Consider the following 16030-nt stretch of genomic DNA (forward strand, 5'->3'; position numbering starts at 1 on the left):
TCGACCTAAGGATTTTCCTAGACGCACCGCAGCAGACTAGGCGGCGTCCCCGGCTTCGGCGAGCAGCCCGTGGCGGATGGCGTAGTGCACCAGCCCGGCGGTGGAGGCGATATCCATCTTGCCGAGGATATTGGCCTTGTGGGTGCTCACCGTCTTGGCGCTGAGCGACAGCGCCGCGGCGATCTCGTTGATGCCCAGCCCCTCGGCCAGCATCTGGAACACCTGCAGCTCGCGCGCGGTCAGCCGGGCATGCGGCAACATCGCATCCGGCTGCCGCGCCTGGCTGACCAGCTTGTCGGCAATTGCCGGCGAGACCGCGGTACCGCCGCGCGCCACCTTGCGGATGGCGCCGAGCAGCTGGTCGGACTCGACATTCTTGGTCAGGTAGCCTGCCGCGCCCGCGCGGATGGCCTGCATCGCATACTGCGACTCGCGGTACATGCTCAGCACCAGGATCGGCAGCGCCGGATGGCTGGCGCGGATCTGCTGGATCAGCAGGATGCCGCTGCGCCCCGGCATCGACATATCCAGCAACAGCACGTCCGGCCTCTGCGTGCGCAGCAGCGCCAGCACTTCGCAGCCATCGGCGGCTTCGGCCACCACCTGCATGTCGGGTACGGTGGAGAAGATCGTCTTGAGACCGTCGCGGATGATGGTGTGGTCGTCGGCAAGCATCAGGCGGATCATCTTGCCCCTCCCTTGCCGGCAGCGCCGGCCGCACCTGCATTGGGGATCTGCGCCTCGACCCGCGTACCGCCGCCCGCCTCGCTGGTTACCGCCAGCTTGCCGCCCAGCATCAGCGCGCGCTCGCGCATGCCCAGCAAACCCAGGCTGCGGCGATGCCCGGTCCGGGACGCATCGATGCCGCGGCCGTTGTCGGCCACCACCAGCCGCAAGGTCCCGCCGGCCTCGTTCAGCTCGACCCGCACGCGATCGGCGCGGCCATGGCGGCAGGCATTGGTCAGCGCTTCCTGCGCGATGCGAAAGACCGCGGTGCTGACCTCCGCGCCGATATCGCCGACGGGCTGCAGCGCCAGCTCGCAATTGATGCCGCCGCGCTCCGAAAAGGACTCGGCCAGCCACTCGATCGCGGCGGTCAGCCCCAGCTCGTCCAGCAGCGGCGGGCGCAGGTCCGCCGCGATGCGCTGCACCGCGTCCACGGTCGAATCCGCGATCTGCTTGAGCCTCTGCAGATGCTTGCGGCAGGCGTCGCCGGCATCGGGGCCCTGCTGCGCTTCAATGACATTGAGACCGAGGCGCAATGCCGTCAGGGACTGTCCCAGCTCATCGTGCAGCTCGCGCGAGATCCGGGTGCGCTCGGCCTCGCGCACGGACTGCAGGTAGGCGGACAGCTCGCGCAGCTGCGCGCGCGATTCCAGCAACTCCTGCTCGGAGCGCTTGCGGTCGGTGATATCGCGCGAGATCCCGACCGTGCCGACGACCGCGCCGCCCTGCCCGCGAATCGGCATCTTGATGGTATCGAACCAGCGCAGGCTGCCATCCCTGCCGGGGCGGCACTCTTCGTAGCGGCGCCGGATGCCGCTGGTCACCACGGCCCTGTCGGTGCCCAGGTAGACCTTCCCCCATTCCGCCGACCAGACCTTGTCTGGTGTGCTGCCAAGGATCTCGGCCTCGCTGCGCCCGCATGCCGCCATGAAGGCATCGTTGACCAGGATGTAGCGCGAGCTTGCGTCCTTCAGCCAGGCCTGGTCCGGTATGTTGTTGAGTATGGCCCGCTGCAGGTCGACATACGTATCCATGACGTCTCCTCGCAAGGCGCCTGCCCTGCCAGGTCAGGTCAGGCCACCTCGATTCATGACACGCAGGTATCGATTCATACCGATTTTTCATCAGATGGCATACGTTGCGTGCTTCCCGTCGCAGACTATAGCCATCGGCCGCCGACAATGCGCTTGTCGTTTTCCTGAATACGCGCAAGCCGGCGTGATCTTTCGGGCATCGGCATGGCCTTGCGCGCACAAAGCGGCGATGCGCCGCGGCGAAGGACTACAATACCCGGCTGCAGTCCTTGAAGGCTTTCGCCATGTCTGACCATCCCCGCTTCACCATCAACCGTTCCATGGTCGCCCTGGTCCCGGAACAGCCGTTCCTGGACTGGATCCAGGCAGTCGACCCCCAACCGGTGGCCGGACTCACGCTAGAGCAGGTGCGCGAGGACCAGAGCGTGTTCCTCCTGCCTGAAGAGCTGGCCGATACGCACGACAACGCCGTGCGCTGGGTCGAGAAGCGCTGGCAGGAATTCTTCGAATTCATGCTGGGGGAATGGTTCGACGACTCGGCTTGGCCCGCGGAACTGTCGCTGCCGATGTTCCGCGAGTGGTTCAGCGTGCGCTACCACTCGATGGTGTTCGACATGGCACCTGACGTGCCGGTCATGCATGACGACTGGGACGACGAGGACGACTCGTCCGAAATGCTGCACTAGAAAACGCGGGCCGTGCGCCGGCCCGGGTTCAGCGTCGCCAGCAACGCCTCAGAGGAAGCGGTCGAGGATCTTGCGGCTGTGCTTGTCCAGCGCCATCAGGTCGCGGATCAGGTAATGGATGCCGTGCGTGTCCGACACCAGCAGCGTGCTGCCGGCCAGGCGCCGGATCGCCTCTTCGCCGCGCAGCACCAGTTCGGTCTGGCCACGATCGGTCTGCACCGTCCACACGCTGGGCGTGGCATACGTCGACACGCTGACGATACGCTGGATCTCCGGCATGAACTCGCGCGAGGCGAGTTCTTCTTCGATCATGCTGCGTTCGGCCGGCGGCACATCCTCCAGCCGCGGAATCCACACCACTTCATGCCCGTCGGTGCTCATCAGGCCGATGCCGCCCTGCGGCGCGGAGATCGGGAATGCACGCACCGGCACCACGCCTTCGTGGACGGTGCCGTCCTCGGCGATCAGGACCAGGCGGCCGAAAGGGTTGCGGTCAAGTGTGAACATGGGTGTCGGCGTCGCGGCGGAAAGGTCATTAGGCATTGGCGGCCTCCGGCGCTTCGATGGCTTCGTCCTGGTCGTCGCCGTCCTCGGTATCGACGTTGCGCGCCTGCGCCTGGTACAGCTTGTAGTACGCGCCTTCGCGCAGCAGCAGTTCGTCGTGGCTGCCGACTTCGACGATCTGGCCGCGGTCCATCACCACCAGCCGGTCGGCCTTGCGCAGCGTCGACAGGCGGTGCGCGATGGCAATGGTGGTGCGGCCCTGCACCAGGTTGTCGAGCGCCTTCTGGATTTCCTTCTCGGTGGTCGTATCGACCGACGACGTGGCCTCGTCCATGATCAGGATGCGGGGGTTGATCAGCAGCGCGCGCGCAATCGAGATGCGCTGGCGCTCGCCGCCCGACAGCGCCTGGCCGCGCTCACCGACCAGCGAGTCGTAGCCGTGCGGCAGCCGCAGGATGAACTCGTGCGCATGCGCGGCGCGCGCGGCGGCGATGATCTCTTCGCGCGTGGCGTCGGGCTTGCCGTAGGCGATGTTGTCGGCGATTGTGCCGAAGAACAGGAACGGCTCCTGCAGCACCAGGCCGATATGGCGGCGGTACTCGGACACCGGCAGCGAGCGGATATCGACGCCGTCGACGCGGATCGCGCCCTCGGAAACATCGTAGAAGCGGCAGATCAGGTTGACCAGCGTGCTCTTGCCCGAGCCGCTGTGCCCGACCAGGCCGATCATCTCGCCCGGCTCGATCGACAGGTTCAGGCCGCGAATCACCGCGCGGTTGCCGTAGCGGAAGCCGAGGTCGCTCATGTCGATGGCACCCTCGACCTTGTCCAGCCTTGCCGGGCGCACCGGCTCCGGCACGCTCGACACATGGTCGAGGATGTCGAAGATGCGCTTGGCGCCGGCCGCGGCCTTCTGCGTCACCGAAACAATCCGGCTCATCGAATCCAGCCGGGTATAGAAACGGCTGATATAGGTCAGGAACGCCACCAGCACACCTACCGTGATGGCGCTCTGCGAGACCTGCCAGATGCCGAACACCCAGACGATCAGCAGGCCGATCTCGGTCAGCAGCGTCACGGTCGGCGTGAACAGCGACCACACCGCGTTGACGCGGTCGTTGATCGCCAGGTTGTGCTTGTTGGCCTCGCGGAAGCGCGACACTTCGCGCTTTTCCTGGGCAAAGGCCTTGACCACGCGGACGCCGGGGATGGTGTCGGCCAGCACGTTGGTGATCTCGGACCAGATCCGGTCGATCTTCTCGAAGCCGTGGCGCAGCCGGTCGCGCACCAGGTGGATCATCCAGGCGATGAACGGCAGCGGCACCAGCGTCACCAGCGCCAGCCACGGGTTGATCGAAACCAGGATCACCGCCGTCATGACGATCATCAGCACGTCGGTGGCAAAGTCCAGCAGGTGCAGCGACAGGAAGACGCAGATGCGGTCGCTTTCCGAGCCGATGCGCGCCATCAGGTCGCCGGTGCGCTTGCCACCAAAATACTCGAGCGACAGCTTTAGCAGGTGTTCGTAGGTGGTTATGCGCAAATCGGCGCCGATGCGCTCCGATACCCGTGCCAGCAGATAGGTGCGCGCCCACCCCAGGGACCACGCCACCAGTGCCGCGCCCAGCAATCCCGCCAGGTACTGGCGCACCAGCCCGTAGTCGATCGGCACGCCGTTCTGGAACGGGATCAGCACCTTGTCCATCAGCGGCATGGTCAGGTACGGCGGCACCAGCGTGGCGGCGGTCGACAGCAGCGTCAGCACGAAGCCCGCCAGCAGCTGCCACTGGTATGGGCGGGCAAAGCGCCACAGGCGCAGCAGCGCCCAGGTCGACGGCGGGGTTTCCAGCTCGCGGCTGCATTGGGGGCACTGCTCTTCGTCCGGCGGCAGCGGCGCCTTGCAGGTGGGGCACAGGATCTCGCCGGCCTCGCCAGTCGGGCGGGAAACGGCCGCGTCTCGCTGCGCTTCGAACTGGTCAGCCAGCCGCAAGGCGGCCGGATTGTAACCAAGCGTGTATCTCCAGCTGGCCAGCCGGCCCGCGGGACCGCTCAGTTCGAGCGTGCCCACCCCCGCGTGGTCGGTATGCGACAGGCGCAGCGTGGCCCCGATGTTCCATTCCCGCACACTTTTTTCACCGGGAGCCCGGGCAACGATGCGCTGGCCCGTCACAACCAGCCACCCTTGGGTAAAATGCAGCTTCGCGTCGAGGTCCAGGGCCAGTCCGGCCAGGACGGTCTCGCCGGGTCGGAGCCACGATCCGGATTCAGCCCGCCAGGGTTCGTCGGCAGCAGGGGCGGTAGGGACAGGCAGGGAGGACTGGGTCATGGATGGCGCGGCGTGCGTCCAGGGGGTACGGACATAACTTGAAACAATTTAGGCCGGGCACGCGCTGGCGGCCCGCGAATTCGCCCGCAGTATACATAACGACGAACGCGCGGGTACTCCTGATGCACTGCACAACCACTTTTACACCAAGAAAGTCAACCCGCTCTGTGCTGTAACGTTACTGAAAGGTTAGGCTTCTATTTCTCGGGCGGTTCCGCCCACTGCCTCAAGCTAAATCAATGAAAAAGAAGGACATTGAGATTTTCGATGTCATGTCGCTGCGCGGCCCGAATATGTGGACATATCGGCCCGTCCTGGAGGCATGGGTTGATATCGGGGAACTGGAGGACTTTCCCTCCAACACGATTCCGGGGTTTTACGAGCGCCTGTCGGCCTGGCTGCCGTCGCTGATCGAGCATCGCTGCAGCATCGGCGAGCGCGGCGGCTTCCTGCAGCGCCTGAAGGAAGGCACCTGGCCGGGCCATATCCTGGAACACGTGACGCTTGAGCTGCAGAACCTGGCCGGCATGCCCGGCGGCTTCGGCAAGGCGCGCGAGACCCCGGTGCGCGGCGTCTACAAGGTGATCGTGCGCGCCTGGCACGAGCAAGTCACCCGCGCCGCCCTGTTCGCCGCCCGCGACCTGGTCATGGCCGCGATCGAGGACCGTCCCTACGACGTCCCCGCCACCGTGGACCACCTGCGCAGCCTGGTCGACGAGCATTGCCTGGGCCCCAGCACCGCCTGCATCGTCGATGCCGCGGACGACCGCAACATCCCCGCCATCCGCCTGTCGGACGGCAACCTGGTGCAACTGGGCTACGGCGCGCGCCAGCGCCGCATCTGGACTGCCGAGACCGACCGTACCAGCGCCATTGGCGAAAGCATCTCGCGCGACAAGGACCTGACCAAGAGCCTGCTGGAGTCCTGCGGCGTGCCGGTGCCGGAAGGCCGCATGGTCGAGTCGCCCGAGGACGCCTGGGACGCCGCCGAGGACATCGGCGTGCCGGTGGTGGTCAAGCCCTACGACGGCAACCATGGCCGCGGCGTGTTCACCAACCTGATGACCCGCGAGGAAGTCGAGACCGCCTACGGCGTGGCCATCGATGAAGGCAACGGCGTCATCGTCGAGCGCTTCATCCCCGGCAACGAACACCGCCTGCTGGTGGTGGGCGGCCGCCTGGTGGCCGCTGCCATGGGCGAGACCGCCAGCGTGGTCGGCGACGGCAAGTCCACCATCGACGCGCTGATCGAGCTGCAGATCAATTCCGATCCGCGCCGCGGCAGCACCGAGGACCACCCGCTGAACTGCGTGCGCCTGGATTCGGCCGCGCGGCTGGAACTGAAGCGCCAGGGCATGGACGGCAGCTCGGTCCCGCCGGAAGGCCGCACCGTGCTGATCCAGCGCAACGGCAACGTCGCCTTCGACGTCACCGACCGCGTGCACCCGAGCGTCGCCGCGCATGCGGCGCTGGCCGCGCGCGTGGTCGGGCTGGATATCGCCGGCGTGGACCTGGTCGCCGAAGACATCTCGCGCCCGCTCGCCGAGCAGCGCGGCGCCATCGTCGAAGTCAATGCCGGTCCCGGCCTGCTGATGCATCTCAAGCCGGCCGAGGGCACGCCGCGCCCGGTGGGCCGCGCCATCGTCAACCACCTGTTCCCCGAATCCGAGGACGACCAGGGCCGCATCCCGGTGGTGGGCGTGACCGGCACCAACGGCAAGACCGTGGTGGCGCGCCTGGTGGCGCGCCTGCTGCAGCTGTCGGGCAAGCATACCGGCCTGGCCTGCAGCGACGGGCTGTTCCTGGACCGCCGCCAGGTGGAAAGCGGCGACCGCGCCAACTGGGAAGCGGGCCACCGCATCCTGATGAACCGCGCGGTCGAGGCCGCCGTGTTCGAAAACGACAGCGGCAGCATCCTCTCCGAAGGCCTGGTCTATGACCGCTGCCAGGTCGGCGTGGTCACCAATTTCGACCAGCCCGACCACCTCGGCGACTACTACGTCGAGGATGAGGACCGCATGTACAACGTGCTGCGCACGCAGGTCGACGTGGTGCTTGAGAACGGCGCGGCCGTGCTCAACGCGCGCGACGAACGCCTGGTGGAGATGGCCGGGCTGTGCGACGGCGACGTGATCTTCTTCGGCCTGACGCCGGACCTGCCCGCGATCGTGTCGCACCGCGCCGCCGGCAAGCGCGCGGTGTATGTGCGCGAAGGCAAGATCGTGCTGGCCACCGCCAACAGCGAGACCGCACTGGTCGACGTGGCCGCGGTGCCGCTGACCTATGCCGGCCGTGTCGCGTTCCAGGTCGAGAACGTGCTGGCGGCCGTGGCCGCGGGCTGGGCGCTGGGCATTTCCAACGACCTGATCCGCGCCGGCGTGGTGACCTTCGATGTCGGCCAGGTCGATGTGCCCGGCCGCTTCACGCTGTTCGAGCGCAACGGCGCCACCGTGGTGATCGACGACGCCCACAACGCCCCCGCGCTGGAAGCGCTGGCTGCCGCGCTGGAGCGCTTCCCGTCCGAGCGCCGCATGGTGGTCTACGGCGCCGGCGTACAGCGCCGCGACGAAGACCTGGTGCGCCAGGGCAAGGTGCTGGGCCAGCATTTCGACCGCGTTTTCCTGTGCGAAGACCGCAGTGTCAGGCGCGCCCTGCCCGATGCCGAGGTGCGCGCGCTGCTCAAGCAGGGCCTGTACGAAGGCCGGCGCGTGACCAAGATCATCGACGAAGGCACGCGTGCCAGCGCCATTGAAACCGCCCTGAGCCAGCTGGTGCCGGGCGACCTGCTGGTACTGCAGTGCGACGAGGCCGCCACCGGCGCCACCGTCGACCTGGTGCACCACTGGATGGGCCAGCCTGCGCGCCGCGCCTGACGCGGCCCCAAGCTCAACCGCGCATAGAAGACACGGAAACCGTTCTATGGAAGTCTCCCGTATCCGGGCCCTGCGGGGCCCGAACCTGTGGTGCCGCCACACCGCCATCGAGGCGATCGTGGCCTGCCAGGACACCACCAACATGCTGTCGGCGCTGCCCGGCTTTGAAGACCGCCTGCGCGCCCGCTTCCCCGAGATCGGGCCGCTGCGCCCGGACGAGGAGTCGGGCGAGCTGTCGCTGGCTCACGTGCTGGAAGTGACGGCGCTGCGCCTGCAGGCCGCCGCCGGCTGCCCGGTGACCTTCAGCCGCACCGCACAGACGGTCGAGCCCGGCACCTACCAGGTGATCGTGCAATACAGCGAGGAAGAAGTCGGCCGGCTAGCGTTCGAGCTGGCCGAGGCCCTGTGCAGCGCCGCCCGCCACGACACCGCGTTCGACCTCGCCGACGCGCTGCACCGCCTGCGCGAGCTGGACGAGGACGTGCGCCTGGGGCCGAGCACCGGCTCCATCGTCTACGCCGCCGTGGCGCGCGGCATCCCCTACCGGCGCCTGACGCAGGGCTCGATGGTGCAGTTCGGCTGGGGCAGCAAGCAGCGCCGCATCCAGGCCGCCGAGACCGACCGCACCAGCGCCGTGGCCGAATCGATCGCGCAGGACAAGGACCTGACCAAGACCCTGCTGCACGCCGCCGGCGTGCCGGTGCCACTGGGCCGCTCGGTGCGCAGCGCCGAAGAGGCCTGGGCCGCCGCGCAGGAAATCGACGCGCCGGTGGTGGTCAAGCCGCGCGACGGCAACCAGGGCAAGGGCGTGGCGGTGCGCATCCGCACCCGCGAGGAAGTCATGACGGCCTATGAGGTCGCGTCGGACATCAGCTCGGACGTGATCGTCGAGCGCTATATCCCGGGCCATGACTTCCGCCTGCTGGTGGTGGGCAAGCAGCTGGTCGCAGCCGCGCGCCGCGATCCGCCGCAGGTCATTGGCGACGGCGTGCATACCGTGCGCCAGCTGGTCGAGGAAGTGAACCGCGACCCGCGCCGCGGCGAAGGCCATGCGACCTCGCTGACCAAGATCCGTTTTGACGATATCGCGCTGGCCACGCTGGCCAAGCAGCACCTGACCGCCGATTCCGTGCCGGCCAAGGGCACGCGCGTGGTGTTGCGCAACAACGCCAACCTGTCGACCGGCGGCAGCGCCACCGACGTGACCGACGACGTCCATCCCGACATCGCCGCGCGCGCGGTGGCGGCAGCGCAGATGGTGGGCCTGGACATCGCCGGCGTCGACGCCGTGTGCGAGACCATGCTCAAGCCGTTCGAGGAACAGGCCGGCGGCATCGTCGAAGTCAACGCCGCGCCGGGCCTGCGCATGCACCTGCAGCCGTCCTACGGCAAGGGCCGCGCGGTCGGCGAGGCCATTGTCTCGACCATGTTCTCCGATGGCGACGATGGCCGCATCCCGTTGGTGGCCGTGTCCGGCACCAACGGCAAGACCACCACGGTCCGGCTGATCACCCACATCATGGCCACCAGTGGCCTGCGCATGGGCATGACCGGCACCGACGGCGTGTATATCCAGGGCGAGCGCATCGACACCGGCGACTGCAGCGGCCCGCGCAGCGCGCGCAACGTGCTGCTGCACCCGGACGTGGACGCCGCCGTGTTTGAAACCGCGCGCGGCGGCCTGCTGCGCGAAGGCCTGGCCTTCGACCGCTGCGACGTGGCGGTGGTGACCAACGTGGGCGAAGGCGACCACCTGGGCCTGTCCTTCATCAACTCGGTGGAAGACCTGGCAGTGCTCAAGAGCGTGATCGTGCAGAACGTCGCGCCGCACGGCATGGCCGTGCTCAATGCCGCCGACCCGATGGTGGTGCGCATGGCCGACGCCTGCCCCGGCAGCGTCACCTTCTTCGCGCACGACCCCAACCAGCCGGCCATGGCCACGCATCGCGCGCAGGGCAAGCGCGTGGTGTTCGTCGACGGCGCCGACATCGTCGTATCCGAAGGCGATACCGAAATCCGCGAAGTGCGCATCGCACTGGCCGAGATCCCGCTGACGCGCAACGGCACCATCGGCTTCCAGGTGGAAAACGCGATGTCGTCGATCGCCGCCGCGTGGGCGCTGGGCATCGACTGGCCGACCATCCGCCGCGGCCTGGCCACCTTCGTCAACGACGCGCAGACCGCGCCCGGACGCTTCAACGTGTTCGACTACCGCGGCGCCACGCTGATCGCCGACTACGGCCACAACCCGGATGCGATCCTGGCGCTGTGCAACGCTGTCGAAACCATCCCGGCCAGGCGGCGCGTGGTGGTGATCAGCGGCGCGGGCGACCGCCGCGACGACGACATCCGGCGCCAGACCCAGATCCTGGGCGGCGTGTTCGATGAAGTCGTGCTGTACCAGGACCAGTGCCAGCGTGGCCGCGCCGACGGCGAGGTGCTGGCGCTGCTGCGCGAAGGCCTGCAGGGCGCGCAACGCGCGCACCAGGTCGAGGAGATCCGTGGCGAGTTCGTCGCCATCGATACCGCGCTGTCGCACCTGCAGCCGGGTGACCTGTGCCTGATCCTGGTGGACCAGGTGGAAGAGGCCCTGGGGCATATCGCCGGGCGCATCGCGCAGGGCTGAACGGCCCGGCGATGAAAAAAGGCCAACTCCCTGGAGTTGGCCTTTTTCTCTGGCGCGGCGCTCAATGCCTCCCGGGCAGCGACAAGCGGCGCTCCAGCACATGCTGCAGACCCGACAAGCCCGTGCTCAGCACCCAGTAGATCGCCGCCACCGCCAGGTATAGCGGCAAGGGCTGGTAGGTGGCCGCGATCACCTCCTGCGCCGTGCGCAGCAACTCGGTCACGGTGATGACCGACACCAGCGAGGTGTCCTTGATCAGGCTGATCAGGCTGTTGGACAGGCTCGGCACCGCCAGCCGCAGCGCCTGCGGGCCGACCACGTAGCGCAGCGCCTGCAACGGCGTCAGGCCCAGGCTGTAGGCCGCCAGCCACTGCCCGCGCGACACGCCCTGAATCGCCCCGCGCATGCTCTCTGACAGGTAAGCGCCGACGTTCAGGCTCAGCGTCAGCACGCCGGCGGGCGTGGGTTCCAGCGCGATGCCGGCGCCCGGCAGCCCGTAGTAGACCACGAAGATCTGCACCAGCAGCGGCGTGCCGCGCATGATGCTGACATAGGCGCGCGCCACCGCCTTGAGCGGCCGGCTGTGGCTGATGCCCATCAGCGCCACCACCGTCCCCAGCATCAAACCGAACAACATCGACCACAGCGCGAACTTGATGGTCAGCAGCGTGCCCTGCAGCAGCACTGGCAGGGAATCGGTGACAAGCTGGAGAGCGGACATGGGCGTGGCGGCGGCAGAAGAAGGATAAAGAAGCGGCGCGGCAGCCATGCAGGCCGCCGCGCCGCGACATGATACCGCCCGGCTTGCTGGCCGGCTTGCTTGATTGGCTTACTTGATTGGCTTGCCGGCGGGCCTGGTCACGTCGGCCCCGAACCACTTCACCGAGAGCTTGCCAAGCGTGCCGTCCTTGCCCAGGTCATCCAGCGCGTGGTTGATGGCCTGCGCGAACTTGGGGTTGTCCTTGCGGAATGGGATGGCCACCTGCGTGGTGGCACCCGCCACGATTGCGCCCTGCCGCAGCGGCAGGTTGGCGGTCTTGACCAGGTAGGCGACCATCAGCCGGTCGTTCAGCGCGGCGTCGACGCGCTGCGCCGCCAGGTCGCGCAGGTACTCGGGCGCGCCGGGATAGGTCTTGACGTCGATGCCCGGCACCGACTTGGCCAGGTCGTTGAAATTGCTGCCCAGGCTGACGCCGAGCTTGTGGCCCTTCAGGTCGTCCAGCGACTTGAACTGGCGGTTGTCGTCCTTGCGCTGGATCAGCTGCGCATCCGAGTAGACGTAGGGCGTGGAGAAGTCCAGCACTTGCTGGCGCTGAGGCGTGACGTTGACCTGGTTGACGATCACGTCGAACTTGCCCGCCTGCAGGCCGGCGATGATGCCGCTCCATTCCGTGGTGACGAACTCCGGCTTGACGCCCAGCTTGCCCGCCACCGCGCGCGCCACGTCCACGTCAAACCCTTCCAGCTCGTTCTTCGCGCCGCGGAAGCCGAACGGGGGATACGTCCCCTCCAGGCCGATCTTCAGCACGCCGGCCTGCTTGACGGTGTCGAGCAGGTCGGCGGCGTGGGCCGCGCTGGCCGCCAGGCCGGCGCCTGCCATCAGGGAAGCGGCCAGCAGGGATTTGAGCCAGCCAGTACGAATCGATCGCATATGTTCTCCAGTGGATGCGGATAGGCAGTGTCGGGGCAGACTGCGCCGGGCGGCCTCTTGTGAAGGGCCGCCGCGCCGTTGTGCTGCTATGAGCCTATATCGGGCTCCACACTACCGCAAACACTATCGAACGCTAAATATCGATTCATTATGGCTAAATAACCGCCGGGACTGGTGCCAGGCCCGGCGGCATCGCGCCGCCGCTTACTGGTAGGCCTTGTCGTTGGGCGCCGCGAACAGCGCCTTCATGTCGGCCGACAGCGGGTAGTTCATGTTGATGCCGCGCGGCGGGATCGGCGACATGAACCATTTGTTGTAGAGCTTCTCGGCACGTCCGCTGGTCTGCAGGTCGGCAATCACGCCGTCGGCCAGCTTCTTGAACGAGGGATCGTCCTTGCGGAACATGCAGGCGTAGTTCTCGGTCTGCAGCGGCGCGCCGACCACCACCCAGTCACCCGCGCTCTTGGCCTTGGTGCGCTCGCCGTACAGCAGGGGCTCATCCATGACGAAGGCCGCGGCGCGGCCGGTTTCCAGGATCAGGAAGGACTGGCCGTGGTCCTTGGTGCTGATCAGGTTCATGTTCATGGCCTTCTCGCCGTTCATCTTGACCAGCAGGCGCTCGCCGGTGGTGCCGGCGGTGGTGACCACGTTGCGGTCCTTCAGGTCGGTGAACTCCTTCACGCCCGAATCCTTCTTGGTCAGCATCTTGATGCCGTAGACAAACAGGCTGTTGGAAAACGCCACCTGCTTCTGGCGCTCCAGGTTGTTGGTGGTGCTGCCGCATTCGATGTCGATGGTGCCGTTCTGCACCAGCGGGATGCGGTTCTGCGAGGTGATCGGCGTCAGGCGCACCTGCAGGTTGGGCAGCTTCAGCTCGCTCTTCACCTTGTCGACGATCTGCAGCAGGATCTCATGCGAATAGCCCATGACCTCCTTGCCGTCGGTGTACGAGAACGGGATCGACGATTCGCGATAGCCAAGCGAGATCACGCCGCTGTCCTTGATCTTCTTCAGCGTGTCGCCATCGGCGGCATGGGCGGCGCCTGCGGCCAGCAGCAGCGTGGCAGCCGCAAGCGCGCGGCGGGTGGCGGATCGGTGGGGTTGCAGTGTTTTCAAGTGGCGCTCCTGGTAGTGGGGCTTGGTCATTGAGGCATGTTTCGTTGTGGCTTGATGTACTGCGGACTCACGGGTACTGCATGAACCAATGCCTGCCTGCGGCGCTATGCGCGCGCGGCATCAAAATCCCCGGCGTCGATGGCCGGACGGCGCCCCGCCAGCCGGTCGGCCAGCAGGCCAGCGCTGCCCATCGCCAGCGTAAAGCCTAGTGCGCCGTGGCCCAGGTTCAGCCATAGCCCCGACACCCGCGACGGCCCTACCAGCGGCAGGCCGTCCGGCGTGGCCGGGCGCAAGCCGGCCCACGGCTGAAGCTGCGCCGGCGGCAGGTCCGGCACGATGCCCTCGAACAGCGCGCGCGTCTGCGCCAGCAGCGTGCCGACCCGCTCCGGATCGATGCGGGTGCCGCCGCGCACCAGGTCGGCCATGCCCGCCACCCGCAGTGTATTGCCGATGCGCGCATAGACGATCTTGTTGGCAAAATCGGTCACGCTGATATGCGGCGCACGCGCGCCGCTGGCCAGCGGCACCGTGATGCTGTAACCCTTGAGCGGCCACAGCATCGGCCGCACGCCCAGCGGGCGCAGCAGCGGCACGCTGCCGATGCCGCCGGCAACGATCACGACGTCGGCGGGGATGACCTCAGCCGGCGTGCGCACGCCGGTCACGCGCCCGCCCTGCTGCACCAGTTCTTGCACGACAGTGCCAAAGCGCATTGACACGCCGCCGTGCGCCCCGTCTTGCAGCAACCGTGCCAGCGATACGCAGAAGCGGTGGCAGTCGCCCACCTCCTCGCTAGGGGTATGGATGGCGCCGGCAACTTCGTCGCGAATGCCGGCCAGCGCGGGTTCCAGTGCCACGCAAGCGTCGCGGTCCAGCGCCTGCTGCTCGCAGCCCAGGCTGGCCTGGTAGTCCAGCAGCCGGCAAGCCGAGTCGAACGCCGCCGCATCGCGGTGCACCACCAGCTTGCCGCGCCGCGCAAAACTGAAACCGGCGCCGCCGTCGTCATGCTGGTGCTGCGCAACAAAACCCTGCATCAGGTCGCGCGAGTAGAACCCCAGGCGCAGCAGCTTGCGCGTGGTGGCTTCGCTGGTGGCGGCATTGCAGGCGCGCACGAAGGCCGCCAGCCAGCGCCACTGCGCCGGGTCGGCCGCGGGGCGGAAGCGCATCGGCGAATCGTGCCGCAGCAGCCAGCCTGGCACCTTCGACATCACCCCCGGGCCCGCCAGCGGCGCCACATAGCTGTAGCTGAGCTGCCCACCGTTGGCGAAGCTGGTCTCCTCGCCAGGGCCGTGGTGGCGCTCCAGCACCGTCACCTGGTGGCCGTCCCCGGCCAGGCGCCACGCCGTCGCCATGCCCACCACGCCCGCGCCCACGATTACCACCCGCATTGCCATTCCTCTGCTGCCATCGACCTGGCAGAGAGTAGTGCAGCGGCGGCGGCTTGCCCAATGCGAATACGTGCCAGAATATGTCATCAGGCTATGGATGCCTGCCCCGCCCTCCCCGCTTGCCCGAGATTCCATGCGTTTGCGCCAGATCGAAGTCTTCCGCGCCGTGATGCTGACCGGCACCGTCAGCGAGGCCGCGCGCCTGCTGCATGTGTCGCAGCCGGTGGTCACGCGCGTGCTGCAGCATGCCGAGGCCTCGCTCGGCTTCCGCCTGTTCGAACGGGTGCGCGGCCGGCTGCAGGCCACGCCCGAGGCCAATGCGCTGTATGGCGATGTCGAAAGGCTATATGGCGAGATCGAACGCGTGCGCCGGGTCTCGGAAAGCCTGCGCCACAAGGGCGCCGGCCGCCTGCGCGTGGCCGCCACCCCGAGCCTGGCCAATCCGCTGCTGGTGCCGGCAGTGCGGCGCTTCTGCGCGCGCCACCCGGACACGCAGGTGCAGGTGCTGACCCACCATACCGACGAGATCGTCGGTGCGCTGCTGGCCAACCAGATCGACCTGGGCTTCGCCTTCGCGCCGCCCGGCCACGAAGCCATCTCCAGCGAGCCGGTGGCCAGCGGCCGCATGCTGCTGGCGGTGCCGCGCGGCCAGCCGCTGCCTGCCGGGGCGCGGCGCCGCGCGGTGCCGATGCAGAAGCTGATGGAGCGCCCGTTCATCGGCTATGACGACAACAGCTCGCTCGGCCTGCTGGTGCGCCAGACCCTGGCCCGGCACGCGCTGGAGCCGCGCTCGACGCTGGAGGTGCAGACCTACTCGCTGGCGCTGGCGCTGGTCGACGCGGGGCTGGGCATGACGCTGCTGGACCAGTACACCGCGCTCAGCGCCAGCGCCGAGCGCGTCGCGCTGCACGACGTGGCGCCGGCGCTGCCGTTCGAGATCCAGATGCTGCGCGCCAGCCACCGTGCCGGCTCCAGCCTGGCCGACGACCTGCGCACGCAGTTTGCACTGGCCGCCGAAGCGCTGGCGGCAACGCTGCCGCAGCGGCTGGAAGCACCGACGATCAGCTTTGACGCGGCGCCAGCCAGGAGCCGCGAGTGAC

12 protein-coding genes are annotated in these 16030 nt (G+C 67.8%); 4 read left to right on the forward strand and 8 right to left on the reverse strand.

All coding sequences use genetic code 11. The annotated features are described in order from the left end of the window. Positions 1-36: 36 nt before the first annotated feature. Positions 37-687, reverse strand: a complete 651-nt coding sequence (locus ACZ5MJ_RS14240) for a response regulator (RefSeq protein WP_464220138.1) — start codon at positions 685-687, stop codon at positions 37-39. Next, a complete protein-coding gene (locus ACZ5MJ_RS14245; RefSeq protein ID WP_464220139.1) occupies positions 684-1760 on the reverse strand; it encodes a sensor histidine kinase in 1077 nt (358 codons plus the stop codon). The genes ACZ5MJ_RS14240 and ACZ5MJ_RS14245 overlap by 4 nt, the downstream gene beginning before the upstream one ends. A gap of 284 nt (positions 1761-2044) precedes the next feature. Here ACZ5MJ_RS14245 and ACZ5MJ_RS14250 point away from each other — a divergent pair, with 284 nt between their 5' ends. Continuing rightward, a complete protein-coding gene (locus ACZ5MJ_RS14250) occupies positions 2045-2446 on the forward strand; it encodes a hypothetical protein (RefSeq protein WP_464220140.1) in 402 nt (133 codons plus the stop codon). 48 nt (positions 2447-2494) lie between these two features. Here the strand turns inward: ACZ5MJ_RS14250 and ACZ5MJ_RS14255 are convergent, their stop codons facing one another. Then, positions 2495-2989 carry a cyanophycin metabolism-associated DUF1854 family protein gene (locus tag ACZ5MJ_RS14255; protein ID WP_464220141.1) on the reverse strand — a complete coding sequence of 165 codons (495 nt, stop codon included), beginning with the start codon at positions 2987-2989 and terminating at the stop codon, positions 2495-2497. After that, the gene (locus tag ACZ5MJ_RS14260) at positions 2982-5276 is read right to left on the reverse strand and encodes a cyanophycin metabolism-associated ABC transporter (RefSeq protein ID WP_464220142.1); all 2295 of its coding nucleotides are present in this window, start codon (positions 5274-5276) and stop codon (positions 2982-2984) included. Before ACZ5MJ_RS14260 ends, ACZ5MJ_RS14255 begins: the two co-directional genes overlap by 8 nt. A 239-nt stretch (positions 5277-5515) precedes the next feature. Here ACZ5MJ_RS14260 and cphA (ACZ5MJ_RS14265) point away from each other — a divergent pair, with 239 nt between their 5' ends. After that, positions 5516-8149: a cyanophycin synthetase gene (cphA, locus tag ACZ5MJ_RS14265; RefSeq protein WP_464220144.1), complete on the forward strand. Its 2634-nt coding sequence runs from the start codon at positions 5516-5518 to the stop codon at positions 8147-8149. Positions 8150-8195: 46 nt separating this feature from the next. After that, positions 8196-10775, forward strand: coding sequence for a cyanophycin synthetase (gene cphA, locus ACZ5MJ_RS14270; protein WP_464220145.1), 2580 nt, complete (start codon positions 8196-8198; stop codon positions 10773-10775). Positions 10776-10836: 61 nt separating this feature from the next. Here cphA (ACZ5MJ_RS14270) and ACZ5MJ_RS14275 read toward each other — a convergent pair whose 3' ends face one another. The 4 genes from ACZ5MJ_RS14275 to ACZ5MJ_RS14290 form a co-directional block, all read right to left on the reverse strand. Further along, complete coding sequence (locus tag ACZ5MJ_RS14275; protein ID WP_464220146.1) at positions 10837-11496, reverse strand: amino acid ABC transporter permease; 660 nt, start codon at positions 11494-11496, stop codon at positions 10837-10839. A gap of 108 nt (positions 11497-11604) precedes the next feature. After that, the gene (locus tag ACZ5MJ_RS14280; RefSeq protein ID WP_464220148.1) at positions 11605-12426 is read right to left on the reverse strand and encodes a transporter substrate-binding domain-containing protein; all 822 of its coding nucleotides are present in this window, start codon (positions 12424-12426) and stop codon (positions 11605-11607) included. A 204-nt stretch (positions 12427-12630) separates the two neighbouring features. Next, on the reverse strand, positions 12631-13542 hold the full coding sequence (locus ACZ5MJ_RS14285) for a glutamate/aspartate ABC transporter substrate-binding protein (RefSeq protein WP_432259459.1): 912 nt from the start codon (positions 13540-13542) through the stop codon (positions 12631-12633). A 104-nt stretch (positions 13543-13646) separates the two neighbouring features. Next, on the reverse strand, positions 13647-14930 hold the full coding sequence (locus ACZ5MJ_RS14290) for a D-amino acid dehydrogenase (RefSeq protein ID WP_464220150.1): 1284 nt from the start codon (positions 14928-14930) through the stop codon (positions 13647-13649). 133 nt (positions 14931-15063) lie between these two features. Between ACZ5MJ_RS14290 and ACZ5MJ_RS14295 the strand changes: the two genes are divergently transcribed. Continuing rightward, positions 15064-16029, forward strand: a complete 966-nt coding sequence (locus ACZ5MJ_RS14295) for a LysR family transcriptional regulator (RefSeq protein ID WP_464220152.1) — start codon at positions 15064-15066, stop codon at positions 16027-16029. The last annotated feature ends 1 nt before the right edge of the window (position 16030 follow it).

Source organism: Cupriavidus sp. LA-1, assembly GCF_055385985.1.